The sequence below is a fragment of the Nocardia uniformis NBRC 13702 genome, from assembly GCF_001613345.1.
Taxonomy (GTDB): Bacteria; Actinomycetota; Actinomycetes; order Mycobacteriales; family Mycobacteriaceae; genus Nocardia; species Nocardia uniformis.
Genome location: NZ_BDCE01000105.1, coordinates 1 through 17360 on the forward strand (window position 1 = coordinate 1; position 17360 = coordinate 17360).

The 17360-nt window shown below is 67.4% G+C and carries 14 protein-coding genes and 1 pseudogene; 7 read left to right on the forward strand and 8 right to left on the reverse strand.

The features are described 5' to 3' along the window. Positions 1-368 precede the first annotated feature (368 nt). Positions 369-1325 (forward strand): DUF2157 domain-containing protein, encoded by a 957-nt coding sequence (locus NU1_RS36165; protein WP_067528723.1) that lies wholly within the window; start codon positions 369-371, stop codon positions 1323-1325. A gap of 249 nt (positions 1326-1574) precedes the next feature. On the opposite strand, the gene NU1_RS36170 is transcribed toward NU1_RS36165, so the two are convergent. Together NU1_RS36170 and NU1_RS36175 are read right to left on the reverse strand one after the other, a co-directional pair. Next, on the reverse strand, positions 1575-2348 hold the full coding sequence (locus NU1_RS36170; protein WP_067528725.1) for an SWIM zinc finger family protein: 774 nt from the start codon (positions 2346-2348) through the stop codon (positions 1575-1577). Next, positions 2345-5359 (reverse strand): DEAD/DEAH box helicase, encoded by a 3015-nt coding sequence (locus NU1_RS36175; RefSeq protein WP_067528727.1) that lies wholly within the window; start codon positions 5357-5359, stop codon positions 2345-2347. The genes NU1_RS36170 and NU1_RS36175 overlap by 4 nt, the downstream gene beginning before the upstream one ends. A 301-nt stretch (positions 5360-5660) precedes the next feature. Here NU1_RS36175 and NU1_RS36180 point away from each other — a divergent pair, with 301 nt between their 5' ends. Both NU1_RS36180 and NU1_RS36185 read left to right on the forward strand, forming a co-directional pair. Beyond that, positions 5661-6023, forward strand: a complete 363-nt coding sequence (locus NU1_RS36180; protein WP_067528729.1) for a hypothetical protein — start codon at positions 5661-5663, stop codon at positions 6021-6023. Positions 6024-6273: 250 nt separating this feature from the next. Further along, complete coding sequence (locus NU1_RS36185; RefSeq protein ID WP_245720471.1) at positions 6274-6909, forward strand: HNH endonuclease family protein; 636 nt, start codon at positions 6274-6276, stop codon at positions 6907-6909. A gap of 86 nt (positions 6910-6995) precedes the next feature. Here NU1_RS36185 and NU1_RS36190 read toward each other — a convergent pair whose 3' ends face one another. The 4 genes from NU1_RS36190 to NU1_RS36205 form a co-directional block, all read right to left on the reverse strand. Continuing rightward, positions 6996-7805 carry a sulfurtransferase gene (locus tag NU1_RS36190; RefSeq protein WP_067528748.1) on the reverse strand — a complete coding sequence of 270 codons (810 nt, stop codon included), beginning with the start codon at positions 7803-7805 and terminating at the stop codon, positions 6996-6998. A 416-nt stretch (positions 7806-8221) separates the two neighbouring features. Continuing rightward, complete coding sequence (locus tag NU1_RS36195; RefSeq protein WP_067528731.1) at positions 8222-9487, reverse strand: benzoate/H(+) symporter BenE family transporter; 1266 nt, start codon at positions 9485-9487, stop codon at positions 8222-8224. An 89-nt stretch (positions 9488-9576) separates the two neighbouring features. Beyond that, positions 9577-10383, reverse strand: a complete 807-nt coding sequence (locus NU1_RS36200; RefSeq protein WP_067528750.1) for an SDR family oxidoreductase — start codon at positions 10381-10383, stop codon at positions 9577-9579. 83 nt (positions 10384-10466) lie between these two features. Further along, positions 10467-10985 carry an Lrp/AsnC family transcriptional regulator gene (locus NU1_RS36205; RefSeq protein ID WP_067528733.1) on the reverse strand — a complete coding sequence of 173 codons (519 nt, stop codon included), beginning with the start codon at positions 10983-10985 and terminating at the stop codon, positions 10467-10469. 180 nt (positions 10986-11165) lie between these two features. Here NU1_RS36205 and pdhA point away from each other — a divergent pair, with 180 nt between their 5' ends. From pdhA to NU1_RS36220, 3 genes are read left to right on the forward strand one after another with little or no spacing between them, the layout of a single operon-like run. Continuing rightward, complete coding sequence (gene pdhA / locus NU1_RS36210; protein WP_067528735.1) at positions 11166-12245, forward strand: pyruvate dehydrogenase (acetyl-transferring) E1 component subunit alpha; 1080 nt, start codon at positions 11166-11168, stop codon at positions 12243-12245. After that, on the forward strand, positions 12242-13225 hold the full coding sequence (locus NU1_RS36215; protein ID WP_067528737.1) for an alpha-ketoacid dehydrogenase subunit beta: 984 nt from the start codon (positions 12242-12244) through the stop codon (positions 13223-13225). The genes pdhA and NU1_RS36215 overlap by 4 nt, the downstream gene beginning before the upstream one ends. A gap of 26 nt (positions 13226-13251) precedes the next feature. Beyond that, a complete protein-coding gene (locus tag NU1_RS36220) occupies positions 13252-14586 on the forward strand; it encodes a dihydrolipoamide acetyltransferase family protein (RefSeq protein ID WP_067528739.1) in 1335 nt (444 codons plus the stop codon). A 222-nt stretch (positions 14587-14808) separates the two neighbouring features. Here the strand turns inward: NU1_RS36220 and NU1_RS36225 are convergent. Together NU1_RS36225 and NU1_RS36230 are read right to left on the reverse strand one after the other, a co-directional pair. Further along, positions 14809-15273 (reverse strand): annotated as a pseudogene (locus NU1_RS36225) (acyl-CoA thioesterase); the annotation flags it as partial. A 123-nt stretch (positions 15274-15396) separates the two neighbouring features. Next, on the reverse strand, positions 15397-16356 hold the full coding sequence (locus NU1_RS36230; protein ID WP_067528741.1) for an AraC family transcriptional regulator: 960 nt from the start codon (positions 16354-16356) through the stop codon (positions 15397-15399). A gap of 73 nt (positions 16357-16429) precedes the next feature. Here NU1_RS36230 and NU1_RS36235 point away from each other — a divergent pair, with 73 nt between their 5' ends. Beyond that, positions 16430-17296, forward strand: a complete 867-nt coding sequence (locus NU1_RS36235; RefSeq protein WP_067528744.1) for an SDR family oxidoreductase — start codon at positions 16430-16432, stop codon at positions 17294-17296. The last annotated feature ends 64 nt before the right edge of the window (positions 17297-17360 follow it).

Consider the following 17360-nt stretch of genomic DNA (forward strand, 5'->3'; position numbering starts at 1 on the left):
GGATCCACTACTGCGGGTGTGGATTCCGGCCAAAAGCCTGCCGGAATGACGTAGGCGGCCGGGCCGTATCGCGACCGCGACCCAGCGCCCGGTCAGAAGTTCCACGCGTAAAACCCTCTCGTCATTCCGGCGTGCTTGTGGCCGGAATCCACACCCGAAAGGGCTTGCCACACAGTGTGGATTCCGGCCAAGAAGCGCGCCGGAATGACGGGGGATCCGCTGCGCGGGACTGACCGGGCAGTTCGCCCCGCCGGAATGACGGGACAGTTCGCCACGCCTGAAGGCCAGGACAGTTCGCCTTGAAACGTGCGGTGCTTCCGGCACCACGCTTAGCCGGAGGAACCCTGGCAGCAGGCCATACTGGGCGTATGACCGATGAACGCAGGCTGGGGGCGGCGCTGGGGCGGTTGGTCGACGAGGGCGTAGTGACGCCCGCGCAACGCGATGCGGTGGCGGCGGCGGTCGCGGAGGAGCGCCCCGGGGGCGGGTCGCTGACGCGGCTGTTCGCGGAGATCGCGGCCTATGCCGGAGCGGGTTTGGTGCTCGGCGGGATTATTCTGCTGCTGGATTCGACGTGGGATGAACTGGACCGGCTCGGACAGCTCATCACCCTGACGGTCCTCGCGGTCGGGCTCACCGTCGGCGGGATGCTCCTGGCGGGTGGACGGTCGGGGCTGTTCGTGCGGGACGCGGGCGCGCGGACCGTGCCGATGCGGTTGGCCGCGGTCCTGTTCCTGCTCGCCGCGCTGTGCGTCACCGCCATTGTCGGAACCGTGGCCGATGAGAACGGCGCTGAGCATGCCTGGTTGTGGGCGGTGACCGCCGGGCTGGTGGCCACGGCCGTCGGGTACGCGGCCCTGCCATCGCTGGTCGGATTGCTCGGCACCGCCCTGTTCGCGGGCCTCACCGTCGGCGGATCGCTGCGCGAAGTCGTGGATGCGGGCGACCCCTGGGTCGGCATCGGCCTGGTGGCACTGGGCGGAATCTGGTTCGCGCTCAGTCGGTCCGGCCACGCCGCGCCACCCTGGGCGGGATACTCGATCGCCATTGCGACCGCGCTGATCGGGGCGCAGATCGCGGGGTACAACCAGACGGCGTGGACCTACACACTCACCGTCCTGGTGGCCGTCGTGTGCTTCGCGCTGTACGCCGGCGACCGCCACGGGGTGCTCATTATCGGCGGCGGCGCGGCCCTCGCATTGGCGGTCTCACAATCGGTCTGGGATTGGAGCGATCACGCCGCGGGAGGCGCTCTGACCGTACTGATTTCCGGTGCGATCGTGCTCGGCGTAGGTGCGGTGCTGCTACTGCGCGATCGCGGCTGAGCATTACCGGGATTTGCGGTCGCCTCGCGTGAGTTCCACCCCCGCGTGAAGTCCACCCCGCGTGAAGTCCACCCCGTTTGCGTTCGCCTCGAAGGAGGTCCGCCTCGTCATTCCGGGGGCTGCATACCGACACGCGGACCCTCTGCGCCGACACGGGGGCTCGGGCGATGCACTGTGGCGACACGGCGCGCGGGCGATACGCAGTACCGACACGTGGGCTGCGGGCCGCGATGTGCCGACACCGCGCTTTCAACCACGCTGAGGGAGGGCTCGGTACAGGCTGCGGAGAGCGTGGAGCCCCTGCTCCGCGGTGGGTTCGTCTTCGGCGGTCATGCGGAGGACCTGGCGCAGGACGGCGGGGTCGAGGTCTTCCGGGGCCGGGTGGAAGTCGGGGGTGGGGAGTTCGGGGAGGGTGGTTTCGTCGCCGTAGAGATCCACCGGATCGGGCGGGGCCGAATCGCGTTGGACGGCACCGATCAAGGTGTCCAGATCCACCCCGCGCAGGACGAGCAGCTCCCTGGGCTGCTCGTCGAGGCGTTCGGCCACCACGTAGCAGACGGCGGCCACATGTTTGCAGGGCCAGCCGAGATCGGGGCAGCTACAGGCGAAGTCGAGTTCGGAGACCGTGGTGGGGAGCAGCAGCGGCGCCAGGGCCCGGGGCAGGGTGCCGGCGGCGATTTCGACCAGCATGCCGGGGGTTCGGCGGACCAGGGTGATCAGTTCTTCCAGCCGGTCGTCTCGGATCTGGCGGATGGTGAGGACCGCGGTGAACGGGCGGGGTTGGCTGCCCTGGACTTCGGCGGTCACCGCACCGGGTTCGATGTGGTAGTTGATTACCTGCCCGGAGCGGGCGTAGGAACGGCCACGGGTGAGACGACCGGCATCGGCCACCTTCTCGATGGCTTCCAGGAAGGAGCGGCCCCAGCGGGTGGTTCCGAAAGCGCCTCGGCGGCTGCGGGGTTGGACACCGCCGCGCACCGGGCGGCGCTTGCCGAACTGGCTGTAGTCGATGTCATCGCTCATTCACCCACCGCCTCCGTGCCCAGAGCGAACAGGTTGCGCAGTTCGTCATCGCTCATCTCGGTAATCCAGTTCTCGCCGACGCCGACGGTCAGGTCGGCGAGTTGGCTCTTACCGGTGAGCATGTCGTCGATGCGCTCTTCAATCGTGTCGACGCACACCAGTTTGCGGACCTGGACGTCGCGGCGCTGGCCGATGCGGAAGGCGCGGTCGGTGGCCTGGTTCTCGACGGCCGGATTCCACCAGCGGTCCAGGTGGACAACATGATTGGCGGCGGTGAGGTTGAGCCCGGTGCCGCCCGCCTTGAGTGACAGCAGCATCAATGGTGGGCCGTCGGATTCCTGGAAGCGGGTGACCATATCGTCGCGGCGCTGCTTACTCACGCCACCGTGCAGAAAGGGCACCTCCACGCCGAAGCGTTCGGTGAAGAACGGCGAGATCAATTCGCCGAATTCGCGGAACTGAGTGAACAGCAGGGCCCGTTCGCCATCGGCCAGTACGGATTCGAGAATGTCCTCCACCAGGGCCAGTTTGCCGGAGCGGTGGGTGCCGCGGCGCAGTAGCGCGGAGCCGTCACCGAGGTAGTGCGCCGGGTGATTGCACACCTGCTTGAGCCGGGTCAGCGCCGCCAGCACCGCACCCTTACGACCCAGACCGTCCTTGGTCTTCATGGCCTTCAGCTTCTGCGTCATATCGTCGAGCACCGCCTGATACAGCGCGGCCTGTTCGACGGTGAGATTGGCGCGCACCGTCATCTCGATCTTCTCCGGCAGATCGGAGATCACCGCCGGATCGGTCTTCACGCGACGCAGGACGAACGGGGCGGTAATGGCGCGCAGGCGGGCGACGGCATTCTCATCGCGCTCGCGTTCGATCGGTATCGCGAAGCGGGCGTGGAACTCCGATGCCTTGCCGAGCAGTTTCGGATTGGCGAAGTCGAGAATCGACCGCAATTCCTCGAGCCGGTTTTCCACCGGAGTACCGGTGAGCGCCAACCGATGTCGCGCGGGTATCGCGCGCGCCGCCCGCGCCTGCCGGGTCGCCGCGTTCTTGATGTGCTGCGCCTCGTCCAGCACCACCCGCTGCCACCCCTGCCGCTTCAACTCCTCGACATCCCGGGCCAGCAGTGCGTAGGTGGTCACCACCAAATCCGAATCAGCCACCGCCGCATCGAATTCCGCGCCACTACGCCGCCCCGCCCCATGATGTACCAGCACCCGCAGGCCCGGCGTGAAGCGCTCCGCCTCGCGCTGCCAGTTGCCGACCACCGACATGGGGCACACCAGCAGTGTCGGCCCGAGTGCGCCCGCTACCTTCGCTGGCCTGGTGGTTTCACCCTGTGCGGCACTCTCATCGGATTCGGGCCGGGGTGTGCGCGTACGCACTTCGGCAGCAGCGTCCCCGTCGGGTACCACGTCCGTTCCAGTGACTTCGCCGCCCGGTGGCTTCGCGGAGGACCCCCGACCGACACCGGCAGCTTTACTGGCGAATGTCGCTGCCGTCGGGGCGGTTTCGCGCTCGTGCAGGAGCAGTGCCAGGACCTGGATTGTCTTGCCGAGGCCCATATCGTCGGCGAGGACCGCGCCACACCCGAGGCGGCTCATGGTGGCCAGCCAGGTCAGGCCACGCTGCTGGTAGGGGCGCAGCTCCGCCTTCAGGCCGATGGGAGTCGGGACGGGGTCGGTGGGGTGGTCGGTGTCGAAAAGTTCTGCCACCCAACCGGTTGCGGTAATCGGCTCCAGGGGGATGCGGGTGACCGGGTTGGCGGCCAGTTCGGCGAAGAGACCGGCAATGGTCGTGGGGGTGTCATCGGCGCGGCCCGAGACGTATTCGGCGGCGGCCGCCAGGACCCGGTGGTCGGCCTGCACCCACTCGCCGCGCAGCTGGACCAGATCGGATTTCGCCTGGATCAGCCGGGCCATTTCGGCGGGGGTGAGCACGGTATCGCCGAGCGCCAGCTCCCAGTGGTAGGACACCAAACCCTGTAGACCGACCTCGCTTTCGGTGGCGGCGGGGCTCTGCACCCGCAGCCGCAGACTGGGGGCGGTGATCTTCCAGGCACGCGGCAGCAGCAGTCGCACCCCCGCCGATTGCAGGGCGTGCGCGCCGTGCGCCACCAGATCCGTCACCACCTCACTCGGCAGCAGCACATCCATACTGTGCGAATCACCGGGTAGATCACGCAGCCGCGGATAGGCCAGCTTGGCCGCCGCCAGCTTCTCCCCCGCCACCCACACCAATTGCGGATCGCCCGATAGCAGTACCGGCTGCGGAGCCTCCCCCTCCTCCCGCAGACACACCTCCAGCCGCCACAGCGCGTCGGCTGAATCAGCTTCCTCCCCAAGGGGTTCCACCAACCGCAAGACCAGCTCGGGCTCATCGGCGGTCAGACTCGTGCGCCAGTCCTCCAATACCGCCGCCACCCGGTGCGAACCGGTCTCCAGTGGCCCATCCCCGACCAGTGCGGCGATCAGCGGATGGGCAATGGCCGCTTCGGAATCCGCGAGGTGCAGGCGGGCAATGGGGTCCGCGAGTTCGGCGATGAAGTCCTCCAGCACGGCGGAGGGACGACCCGCGACGCGCAGCGCGGCGGGCATGGCGACCGCGAGCTCCGCCTGCCAGGCGCGTTGCTTCTGGCCACCGAGCAGCCGCCAGCGCACCCACCACTCGCCATCGTCGCGGCGCACCTCGGGCACGATCCGCCCCGCCCGCACCCAGCGCTCGATACCGCACGCGATATGCGCGAGGAATCGCAGATCGCCCGAGACCGCAGCGAGTGGAAGTTTCTGGAGCAGTACCCGGGCGGCCGACTCCGGGGCCAGCGCGTGACCGCGCACCTCCATCGGCCCCGGCCCGTACTGACCGGGTACCAGCACCTCGGCCCGGTGCCGGAATCTGGCCGCGCGCACCATGCTCCCCAGCGGCTCGGGCAGCGTATCCACCGCTACCGGCTCACCGTCCGGATGCTGCCACAGCACCAAGCCGGATCCCGGCGACCACAGTCCGTGCAGCATCCGCCCATCAAATCAGCCGAGTCCGACACCCCCGCGGCGGGTGCGCGGGATGGTCCGATTTGCCCTGCTCATGGACTTGTCGGGGCCCGGACGCGGTCGGCCGCCCGGATTGCCGGCGGATCGGCCGCCCACCGGGTCTTTATTTCTGATCGGCGGCGGAACATACTGGAATATCCGCTGGTCATTGCACAAGTGCGGTGAATGCTGCGCTTTAGCGGCAATCGGGTGAGGCGCACCGGCGACAATCCATTCGCAGCTCAGCCAGGGCCGCGATAACTTGATACCGAGGGAGGCCGTGAAGATGACGATCCTGCTCCAAGTGCTAGAGCAGAGCTTCACGCCCACAACGCCGTGGGAGCGGCGGAAATTCACCTTCGTGGATGTCACGAAGATTGTGGGTATGCGGCTGGACGGACAGGCGGGGGTGTGGCTGGATCTGTCCCGGCCGGGCGAATCTCAGCGCTTGGCCCGCACGGTCGATCCACGTGACGCCATCAGCTTCCTGCTGACCACATTCGCCAAGATCGCCGAATGCGAAGATCGCGGCGGATCGTGGGTGATCGGGCACGACGGTGCTCATGTCGAAACGCTCGCGGCGACTCGGTTCCCACCGCAGATGTCGGAGAATTCGGCGGACGATATTCTGGCTCGCGCCTGGTTGTAGTCCCACAACCGGTGCGAGAACTCGCAACCGGTGCCAAGTTTCGCGAAATCCACATGGAGTCGATCCATGCGGGTAGATGTGAGATGTGCCGTCCACGCGGAGAATTCGACAATCGGAAGTTCCGGAGTTGGCTGCCGCGCGAACTGCCGCCCGGTCGGCTTCCCTCGCCTCGCGATATCCGACGCACGCGCCGCGATACCGGAGGCTCGCGGCGTGCGTAATAGTGCTGATCGGCCTGTGTGGATGCTCGGTGCTCGGACACCGGGTAGCGCCCGCACCCGGCAGTCCCGGTCGGGCGCAGATCGAGCAGTTGCTCGCCGAGGTGCAGGTTCTGCCCGCGCGGCCGTATCCCGGGGGTTACGAACGCGGCTGCAAGACCGGCCAGGGCTGTGTGTTCGGGCCCGCGTGGAGCGACGACACCGATGCCCCCGGTGCGCACGACGGCTGCGACACCCGTAATAACGCGCTGGCTCGGCAGCTCACCGAGGTGACCTTCCGGGCCGGGACCAATAACTGTGTGGTCCTGTCCGGGATCCTCGACGACCCCTATACCAGCCGCCGCATCATCTTCGACAAGGCCGACGCCAAAGATATTCAGATCGACCACGTCTATCCGCTGGCCGCCGCCTGGGATATGGGTGCCTCCGGCTGGTCCCGCGATCGTCGACTCCGCTTCGCCAATGACCTCGACTACAACCTGCTGGCGGTGAACGGAAAAATCAATCAGGACAAGAGCGACAACACTCCCGCCGATTGGCTCCCACCCTCGGCCGCCACCCACTGCTTCTACGCGGGCAAGTATTTAACGGTCGCGGCCCAATACAGTCTCCCCATCACCGCCGCCGACAAGGCGGCGCTCCAGCGGGTCGCCACCGGCTGCCCCTGATGGCGCATGGGAGACCTCGCGGAACCGCTGTGAGCGGCCGCGCCCTGGCCATCCGCATTCGATCGACCCGCTGCGGGGCAGGAGGGTTACGCCGTGGCGACGGGGCGTTTGGGGTCGTGGGACCACTGGGACCAGGAGCCGGGGTAGAGGGCGGCCTCGATATTCGCGGCGGCCAGGGCGGCTATCTGGTGGGCGGCGGTGACACCGGAGCCGCAGTAGACGGCCACCTTGCCGTCGCCGAAAGCGGCGAAGCGGGAGCGTAATTCGTCGGGAGACCTGAAACGGCCTTCCGGGGTGAGGTTTTCGGCGGTCGGGGCACTGTGCGCGCCGGGGATATGACCGGCACGGGGGTCGATCGGCTCCGCCTCGCCGCGATAGCGGTCGGCCGCGCGGGCATCGAGGAGGAGGCCGGGCCAGGTGGCTGCGGTATCGGCGTCAATGGTGGGCAGGTGACCGGGGGTGAGGACGATATCGCCGGGTTCCAGATCCGATTCGGTGCCCGCGACCACTTCGCCGCCCGCGTCCTGCCAGGCGGGCAGGCCGCCGTCGAGGATGCGGACGTCCGAGACTCCGGCCCAACGCAACAGCCACCAGGCACGAGCGGCCGCCATACCGCCGGTGGCGTCGTACACGACGACGGTATCGCCGGTGCGCAAACCCCAACTGCGGGCACACTTTTGCAGGTGCGCGATCTCCGGGAGCGGATGGCGGCCGCGCGCGGGAGAGGCCGGGGCGGCGAGTTCGGTCTCCAGATCCACGAACACCGCACCCGGAATATGACCGTCCAGATAGTGCTGCGGCCCATCCGGATCACCCAGCGCCCAGCGGACATCCAACAGCCGAACCCGAGAATCCGTGTCCGACAACTGGTCCCGAAGCTCCTCAGCCGAGATCAATACCGCGCTCAAGCCAACTCCTCGTCGCAGAATCCCACTCACGCACCAACAACGTTCACCCTACGCAGACCGTCACCCACCGCGCAGCAACCCTCCCTCGTCCCGCCCGAAACGCGTAGTCCGCCATGACCTGCGCCGCACGGGGCCGGACCGGCAGTCAGGGAACTGGTGGCGGCGTGATGCGAGTGTGTACCGCCGCTCCCCTCGCCGTTCAGTGACGCGCAGTGGGTGCATCCTCGCAGGACTGGCGGAGACGCGGAACGAGCATCCCTCCCTCCCACCATTCCGGCGATGTGGAGTGGCCTCCCCCTCTCACGCCCCCGCAATGCGGAACGAGCATCTACCCTCATGGTTTCGTGACACAGAGTGGTCGTCTCGCCGAACGATTCCGGCGATGTGGAGTGGGCGTCGGAGTCTCACGATTCCGGCGACGCGGGGCGGGTGGCGACAGCGCTGGGTTCGGGCGGGGACGGCTCGGGGCGAGGGCGCAGGAACCAGCGAACGGCGAGGCCCGCCACCAGGGCCCAGAAGGCGGCGCCGATGCCGAGGACGGTGACGCCGGAGGCGGCGACGAGGAAGGTCATGGCGGCGGCGGAGCGGTTATCAGTGGGGGTCAGGGCGGCGGTGAGGGCGGCGGCCAGGGTAGCGATGAGAGCAAGGCCCGCAACGGTTTCCAGGACGCCGTCGGGAGCGGCGGCGGCGAAGGTGACGAGTGCGCCGGAGGCCAGGGCCAGCACCAGATAACAACCGCCCGCGGTGGTGGCGGCGATCCAGCGGCGTTTGGGGTCCGGGTGCGCGGCGGGGGCGGCGGAGAGCGCGGCACTGACCGCCGCGAGATTGATGGCGTGCCCGCCCGCGGGCGCGCCGAGGATGGTGCCGAGCCCGGTGACGGTCATGGCGGAACGCCAGGGGACCCGGTAGCCGAAGGAACTCATAATCGCGGTGCCGGGAATGTTCTGCGCCGCCATGGTCACGATGTAGAGCGGGATGGCGACGCCGATCAGGGCCTGCCAACTCCAGTGCGGCATGGTCGGTTCGATACGCGGCACCATGGCGGCCAATTCGAGGCTGCGGTGCGTCACCACGATGTCGATACCCGCGCCGACCGCCGCCACCGCGAAGGCCGCCAAAACCGCCCACCGCGCGGCGAACCGCTGCAGTACCAACCAGACCACAATGGCCGGAACCACAATGGCCGGACTCACGGTCAGCGCCCGCATAGGCGCGAGGCACAGCGGCAGCAGTACCCCCGCCAGCATGGCCTGCGCGATCTCCACCGGAATGGCGGCGATCAACGCACCGAGCCGCTGCCAGAATCCGGTCGCCACGATCAACACACCGGTGACCACGAACGCGCCCACCGCCGCGGGCCAGCCACCCACCACCGCGCCGGTCCCCGCCAAGAGGGCCGCGCCGGGCGTCGACCAGGCCAATGTGATCGGCATTCGATACCGGCGACTGAGCAGGAGAATTCCGACACCCTGCGTGACGCAGACCGCGAACAGTCCGGACGCGGCCTGCGCGGAGGTGGCCCCCATCGCGGTCAATCCGGCCAGTACCACCGCGAACGTACTGGTGAATCCGACCAGCGCCGTGACGACTCCGGCCCCCACCGCCTGGGCGATACCGACCTCGGGTTCCAGTCCAGCGGTGGGGGCGGTCTCGACATCGGCGGTGCTCATCGGCCCAGTTTGACCGTGGACCAGTCCACCGGTCGCCAGCCAATCCCCCGAAACTGGCCTGAATTGCGCTGACCGTGGCCCCGCCCCGATCAGCTCTCCAGTGAGGCTTGGAAGCGGCGCATACCGCTCAACCAGCGGTCGTAGTCGGAACCTTTGAAGCGGTACATATCGAGGACTTCCGGATGCGGGAGGATGAGGAACCGTTCGGCGGCGACCCCGGCCAGGATCTCGTCGGCCACCTCATCGGCGGAGAGCACCTTGCCCGCCGTCACCACGGCGCGGATGGCGGGTTCGGCGGCCGCGGCGGCGACGGAGCTTTCGGTGCCCGCGCGCAGCAGGGCGGTGTCCACACCCATGGGACATACACAGCTCACGCGAATTCCCTTGTCGCCGTAGGTGACCGAGAGCCATTCGGCGAAGCCGACCGCGGCGTGCTTGGTCATCGCGTAGGGCGCGGAGCCGATCTGGGTCAGCAGTCCCGCCGCGGAGGCCGTGGATACGAAATATCCGGCGCCCCGCTCCAGCCACCCCGGCACCAGCAGCTGCGCCGCCCGCACGTGCGCCATGACATTCACATCCAGGGCGGCCGCCCACTCCGCATCGGAGCCGTCCAGCCCGCGCGCACCGAATATCCCCGCATTGGCGAAATACAGGTCCACCGGCCCGAATTCGGCCTCGGACCGATCGATCAGCGTCTGAATCACGGCCGCATCCGAAACATCCCCGGCGACCGAAACCGCACTCGCGCCGAGCGATTCGGCGACCCCGTGGACCGCCGCCGCGTCCAGATCCGCTAGGACGACCCGCGCCCCGGCCACCACCAGCCCGCCGGCCACCGCCGCCCCGATCCCGGACCCAGCCCCGGTGACAATCGCTACCTTGCCCGCAACATCCATGAGGGCACCGTAACCGAAGCCCCCGATCCCGAAAGTGCCGCGAACGCGGGCCGGCCAACCGGCCGAGCGACCCGCGCAACGGTTCACTCGACGGATCGCACCACCGCACCGTTCGATCCCGCCAACCGGTCCAGCAGCGGCGTGATTCGCGGGCCGACGAACTCCTGCATGACGAGTGACATATTGGTCCGCACCACACCGGGAATCTTGAGAATCTGCCCGGTGACGCGATAGAGATTGTCGGCATCGGCCGCCACCACCCGGACCGTCAGATCGGTCGGCCCGGTCGTCCCGCACACCTCGGTGACCTCCGGAATCTCGGCGAGCTCGGCGACCACCTCATCGAGTTGATGTTGATCCACGACCACCGCCACGAAAGCCGCCAGCGGATAGCCGAGCGCCCGCGGTTCCACCCGCCGCTCGAAGCTGGCCAATACCCCGCTTGCCTCCCACCGCGCCAGCCTGGCCTGCACGGTATTGCGCGACAGACCCAGCCGAGCCGCCAGTTCCACCCCCGTCGCGCGGGGGTGGGCAACCAGTTCCAGCAATAGGCGGGCATCGGTGGCGTCGACTATGGGGGTTACCGGCTCCCTACTGGACATAGAAAACAGTTTGCCACCCGCGATCCCTATACAACCGAGCATTCTGCACAGTTGACGCGTGTCGGCTTGCGCAGATCGCCCCACGGAGGAAGCTGAGTGATACAGGACACGTACTCCGCGGAACGGGACACAATCCCGCTCCGATGACGGAGTACACGGTGCTTCGAGGAGGCGAGACCCATGCCCGACAAGAACACCTATCCGGTACAGCTGGTTCAGCCCGACGGCCGTCGAGTACACGACAGGGTGCACGCGGCGTTGGTCTCGGATATCGGCGCTACGGAATTGCGCGCGCTCTACACGGATATGGTCATCGCCCGCCGAATCGATGTCGAGGCGACCGCATTGCAGCGGCAGGGCCAACTCGGCCTGTGGCCGCCGATGCTCGGTCAGGAAGCCGCGCAGATCGGTTCCGCGCATGCCCTGCACCCCGACGATTACGTGTTCTGCAGCTATCGCGAGGCAGGCGTCGCCCATGTGCGCGGAGTGGCACCGGAGGATATGACCCGGCTCTGGCGCGGTGTCGCCCACTCCTGCTGGGACGCCGACGCCGTCAAAATGACCAATCCGGCGATCGTGGTGGGCGCGCAGGGGCTGCATGCCACCGGTTACGCCTACGCCGCGCATCTCGAGGGTGCCGAAATCGCCACCATCGCCTACTTCGGGGACGGCGCGACCAGTCAGGGCGATATCGCCGAGGCGCTCGGCTTCGCCGCGACCTGGGGCGCGCCGGTGGTCTTCTTCTGCCAGAATAACCACTGGGCCATCAGCGCGCCGGTCCGGGTGCAGAGCGCCACACCGATCGCGCGGCGCGCCTTCGGATACGGCATTCCCGGTGTACAGGTGGACGGCAATGACGCGCTCGCCGTACTCGCGGTGACCCGGCAGGCCCTCGCGCACGCCCGGTCCGGCGGCGGACCGGCCTTCATCGAGGCCATCACCTATCGCATGGGTCCGCACACCACCGCCGACGATCCCACCCGCTATCGCACCTCGGCCGAACTGGAACTGTGGCAGGGCCGCGACCCGATCGACCGGATGAAGCGGCTACTCGATCGAGAAGGGATGTGGGACAGCGATTTCGAGCGGCAGGTCACCGAGCGCGCCGACGATATCGCCCGGCGCATGCGCGCGGCCACCGTCGCCATGCCCGATCCGGAACCCATGGAGCTGTTCGACCACGTCTACGCCACCCCGCATGCGCTCATCGAGGAGGAACGCAGCGAGTACGCCGCCTACCTGGAGGGAGTCCGGCCATGAAGACCACATTCGCGGGAGCCATCAATATGGGCCTGCGCCGCGCCCTCGAGGATGACCCGAAGGTCGTGCTGATGGGTGAGGATATCGGGCGGCTCGGCGGAGTGTTCCGGGTAACCGAATCACTGCAGAAGGATTTCGGGAACAACCGGGTCATCGATACCCCGCTGGCCGAATCCGGCATTATCGGAACGGCTTTCGGTATGGCGCTGCGCGGGCTGCGGCCGGTGTGTGAGATCCAGTTCGACGGATTCGTGTACCCGGCATTCGACCAGATCGTGTGCCAAGTCGCCAAGATCCACTACCGGACGAAGGGAAAGGTGGTGGCTCCCATCACCATCCGCATTCCCTTCGGCGGCGGCATCGGATCGGTGGAGCATCACTCCGAATCACCGGAGGCGTATTTCGCGCATACCGCGGGACTGCGGGTGGTGTCGCCGAGCAACCCGGCCGACGCGTATCTGATGATCCGACAGTCGATTTCGCTCGACGATCCGGTGATCTTCTTCGAGCCCAAACGACGGTACTGGGATAAAGCCGACCTGGATTTCGACCGACTCGACCGCGAGGGCGATCTGGCCCTCGATCAGGCCCGGGTGTGCACCACCGGGGCAGACGCCACCATCGTCGCCTACGGCGGCACCGTGGCAACCGCACTCGGGGCGGCTGAGATCGCGGCGACGGAAGGACATTCGCTGGAGGTCATCGACCTGCGCAGCCTGTCGCCGATCGACTTCGACACCATCGAGACCTCGGTGCGCAAGACCGGACGGCTCATCGTGGTGCACGAGGCGCCGGTATTCGGAGGTCTCGGCGCGGAAATCGCCGCGCGCGTCACCGAACGGTGCTTCTTCCACCTACAGGCCCCGGTCCTGCGGGTCGGCGGCTTCGACATCCCCTATCCCCCCGCTAAGCTCGAGCGGCACCACCTGCCCGACCCCGACCGCATTCTCGCCGCGGTCGATCGAACGCTAGCCGCCTGACCGTCACTGCCACGGAGGTTGCCCCGGTGGAAGATCAGCAGCACGTCCTGGAATTCCGACTGCCCGACCTCGGTGAGGGCCTAGCGGATGCCGAATTGGTGTCGTGGGCGGTGGAGGTCGGTGATCAGGTGGAGCTGAACCAGACCATTGCCGAAGTCGAAACCGCGAAAGCGCAGGTGGCACTGCCCTGTCCATTCGCGGGGAAGGTACTGGAGCTACTCGCCCGTCCCGGTGACACGGTGCCGGTGGGTGCGCCGCTGATTCGGGTCGCGGGTGCCGCCGAGGACGCCGCTACCGAAAGGCAGTCAGTACTGGTCGGATACGGGCCCGATAGTGAGCCCAAGTCGCGGCGGGCACGGGGAGCAGGTGCGAAGAACTCTGCCGCCCTGAGCGACTCGGGCATCGGCGGTGAGGGTCTCGCCCGCACGGAGAACGCACCCGGACGGCCCACCGCGGTTCCCGCGGCCCGAAAGTTGGCGCGGGAACTCGAAATCGACCTCGCCGCGGTGAGCGGGACCGGGCCGGAGGGTGCGGTCACGGTCGAGGATGTGCGGCGGGCGAGCGGTGCCCGCGTCGAAGCCGAGAATCTGCCGATTCATATCTCGCCGCCGGTGCCGACCATGCGGCCGGAAAACGGGATGGCGCGGTCGACACCCGCCGAACGGGAAACGCGTACGCCCGTCAGTGGAATTCGCAAACGCACCGCCGCCACCATGACAATCAGCGCCCGCGACATCCCACAGGCCAGCGCCTTCGTGACCACCGATTTCACCGGATCCATGGAGCTGCTGGATCATTTGCGCTCCACCTCCGCCTTCGCGGGACTGTCGCTGACACCGCTGGCCCTGATCGCCAAGGCGACGCTGGTGGCGCTCAATGAATTTCCGGAGCTCAATGCGGTGTGGGACGAGGCCAATCAGGAGATTGTCACCAAGCACTATGTGAATCTCGGAATCGCCGTGGCCACCCAACGCGGCCTACTGGTACCGAATCTCAAAGAGGCACAGACACTGAGCCTGCGCGATCTGTGTCGGGAGATCAGCCGACTGGCCGAGACGGCGCGCGGCGGGACAGCGGCGCTGCCCGAGCTGACCGGCGGCACCTTCACCATCAGCAATGTGGGTGTGTTCGGCGTGGATACCGGTGTGGCGCTGGTGAATCCGGGCGAAGCGGCCATTCTGTGCCTGGGGTCGATCCGGAAGAAGCCGTGGGTGCATCGCGATGAACTCGCGGTCCGCTGGGTCACCACGCTCGGATTGAGCTTCGACCACCGCCTCATCGACGGAGAGCAGGCGGCGCGCTTCCTGGCGAGCGTGGCGACGCTGGTGGAGGATCCGCTCACGCTACTCGGCCGAGTCTGAACAGAGCCCCCGTCATTCCGGCATGTTTTGGCCGGAATCCACACTTGTTCCGAGGTTGTGGATCCCGGCCTAAACATGCCGGGATCACGGGGGCGGACTCGGCCGTACTCAGGCCGGAGCGGCCTCCGACCGCTCGGTGCCGGGCTGTGCGTTATTGGGGTGAGCGTTATTGGGGTGGACGCTATTGGGCTGTGCGTTATTCGGCGGCGGGTTGTGGACAACCACCAGGGGTTCCGCGGCGGCGCGAATAACCTCGGGGATATCGACCGGCAGACGGGTCACCTCATCCACATAGACATGGACGAAAGAGCCTGTCGCGGCGAGCTTCAACTCCTCGCCCGCCTCGCGGAAGATGGCGAGGTCGTAGCTGATACTCGAGTTCCCGAGCCGCGAAATACGGATACCGACCTGTAGCTCATCCGGAAAGCTCAGGGAGCCAACGTATTTGCACGAGGTCTGGGCCACCACGCCGATGGCGGGTAGATCTCGGATATCGGTACCGGTCGCGTGCATGAGCCACGCGTTCACAGCGGTGTCGAAGTACGAGTAGTAGGTCACGTTATTGACGTGCCCGTAGTGGTCGTTGTCCGCCCAGCGGGTCGGGACCGGCCACAGCACCGGGTAGTCCTGCTCCTGAGTCACCTGGCTGACGATAGTGGGGGCGGATCGATGGGCCCAGAGCCGCATCGGATAACCGCCGAGTAGCACTCGGCTCCCCGATCATCGAGCACCCGGTTTCCCGTCATTCCGACGTGCTCTCGGCCGCAATCCGTACTCACGACAAGCCACACGCCACCGAGCCGCACGCGGTCAGGCAGTGCGTCCCTGCCCAGCCATGCCTCGGTGGTCGCGCGGACTCACGCCATAGTGGCGTTTGAAAGCCGTACTCAACGCGAAGGCGCTGCCGTAACCCACCCGGCGGGCAATGGATTCCAGCGTCGCGTCGGATTCGTGCAGGAGGTCGGCGGCCAGGGCCAGACGCCAATCGGTGAGGAAGGACATCGGGGGTTCGCCGACCAGCTCGGTGAAGCGGCGGGCGAGCGCGGCGCGGGAGACGCCCACCTCGGTGGCCAGCGATGCCACCGTCCAGGTGTGGGCGGGATTGTGCTGCATAAGGCGCAATGCCTTGCCCACCAGCGGATCCGCGTAGGCGTGATACCAGGCGGGGGCATCCGCGCGGGAGAACCAGGCGCGCAGGGCGGCAATGGTGAGCAGGTCGAGGAGGCGATCGAGCATGGCGCCCTGGGCGGGAAGGTCCTTGGCGGCCTCGTCGACCAGCAGATCCAGCACCCGGCTGTCGAATTCACCGCGGCCCAGGACAATAATCGGCGGCAGGGCGCGCAGCAGGCGGCGGCCGGTCGCGGATTCCTGTTCGTAGGTGCCGGTGACCAGCACGGTTTCGGCATCGGCACTGGTACCCCAGCTGCGAATACCCAAACTCAGCGTCTCGCACAGCACTTCGCCATCGGGGGTGGTGGTGATCTGGCCGGGGTGGATGATCACCTGCGGCGCGGTATCCGGGTCATCGGCGACGGTGTAGTGGTCCGGACCGCGGAAAATGGCGACATCGCCGGTGCGCAATTGCCGTGCGGCGACCGGTTTACCGCCCTTGGGGTCCGGGACGATCCAGCCGCCGCCGCGCACCACAGCCACCACGGTCAGCGGGGCCTCATCCCGGATGCGCAGCGACCAGGGCGGATCGAATGAGGACCGCATAACGAACGCGCCGCGCGCGCGGGGTCCTTCGAGCAGGCTTGCCAGGGCATCCACAGTAAGACGATGGCAAATGTGGGCGCGCTTCTCAACCATGTTCGATCTCACCGAATGCCGATGTACTCGATTCATGACAATCAACGACAGCCGCAACCTGGTTCTCGTACTCGGCGCAACCGGTAAATCCGGTAGTCGCGTCGCGGCGCGGCTGGATGAACTCGGTGTGCCGGTGCGGCGCGGTTCCCGCTCGGCGGCTATCCCCTTCGACTGGACCGACCGGTCCGGCTGGGCGGCGGCGCTGGCCGGGGTGGACGCCGTCTACCTGAGCTATCAGCCGGATCTGGCGGTGCCGGGCGCGCCCGCCGCTATCAAGGCATTCTCGGCGGCGGCGCAGCTGGCCGGGGTGCGACGACTGGTGCTGCTGTCCGGGCGTGGTGAGCGAGAGGCGCTGGAATGCGAGGACATTGTGCGGGGTTCGGGTCTCGAGGTGACGATTGTGCGCAGCGCCTTCTTCGCGCAGAACTTCAGCGAGGGCGCGTTCCTGGATTACATCCACGCCGGGGAAATGGCGCTGCCCAATGGTGATGTGCCCGAGCCGTTCGTGGATGTCGACGATATCGCCGAGGTGGCGGTGACGGCCCTGACTCAGCCGGGATTCGGGCGGGTCTACGAGGTAACCGGACCGCGCGCACTGACATTCGCCGAGGCGGCGGCCGAAATCGCGGCCGCGACCGGACGCGAGATCGCTTTCCTGCCCGTATCGCGCACGGAGTTCACGACGGCGCTGCTCTCCTACGGGCTCCCAGGTGATGTGGTGAGCCTGCTCGACTACCTGTTCGGGACGCTCTTGGACGGCCGCAATTCCGGCACGGTGGACGGGGTCCGGCACGCGCTCGGACGGGGGCCGAAGGATTTCGCCGACTATGCGCGAGATACTGCCGCGACGGGTGTCTGGGCGGCTCCCGCGACGCCCGAACTTGTCGGTGCCCCGGAATAGAATTGGGTTCAAACAGGTTGTACGGCACAGATTTCGGAACTTCGTCAGTCGCGTCAACGATGCT